The sequence below is a fragment of the Mesorhizobium sp. M7A.F.Ca.US.006.04.2.1 genome (genome assembly GCF_004022915.1).
GTDB lineage: Bacteria > Pseudomonadota > Alphaproteobacteria > Rhizobiales > Rhizobiaceae > Mesorhizobium > Mesorhizobium ciceri.
This window is the reverse complement of record NZ_RZQA01001511.1, coordinates 1-697: the sequence shown is the minus strand read 5'-3', so window position 1 is coordinate 697 and position 697 is coordinate 1. Positions and strand designations below refer to the sequence as shown.

The 697-nt window shown below is 61.0% G+C and carries 1 protein-coding gene; it reads right to left on the bottom strand.

Annotated elements, in window-relative coordinates:
* Positions 1–697, bottom strand: a 697-nt coding sequence (locus tag EN925_RS38405; RefSeq protein ID WP_245487478.1) for an Hsp70 family protein, incomplete at both ends; no start/stop codon positions are given.

The following is a 697-nucleotide window of genomic DNA, read 5'->3' as shown; positions in this document are numbered from 1 at the left end:
GTTCCTTCTTGAACTCGGCCGCCAGGTATTCGACCAGGCGCATGTCGAAATCCTCGCCGCCGAGGAAGGTGTCGCCATTGGTCGACTTGACCTCGAACACGCCATCGCCGATTTCGAGCACCGAAATGTCGAACGTGCCGCCGCCAAGGTCATAGACGGCAATGGTCTTGCCTTCCTTCTTGTCGAGGCCATAGGCAAGCGCTGCCGCGGTCGGCTCGTTGATGATGCGCAGCACTTCAAGGCCGGCGATCTTGCCGGCATCCTTGGTCGCCTGGCGCTGGGCGTCGTTGAAATAGGCCGGAACGGTGATGACCGCCTTCTCGACCTTTTCGCCGAGATAGGCTTCCGCCGTCTCCTTCATCTTCTGCAGGATCATGGCCGAAATCTGCGAGGGCGACTGCTTCCTGCCGCCAGCTTCGACCCAGGCATCGCCATTGTCGCCCTTGACGATCTTGTAGGGGACAAGCTTCTTGTCCTTCTCCGTCACCGGATCGTCATAGCGGCGGCCGATCAGGCGCTTGACCGCGAAGATGGTGTTTTCAGGATTGGTGACCGCCTGGCGCTTGGCCGGCTGGCCGACCAGACGTTCGTCGTCGCCCGAGATGGCGACGATGGAAGGCGTCGTGCGCGCGCCTTCCGCATTCTCGATTACCTTGGGCTCCTTGCCATCCATGATGGCGATGCAGGAGTTGGTGGT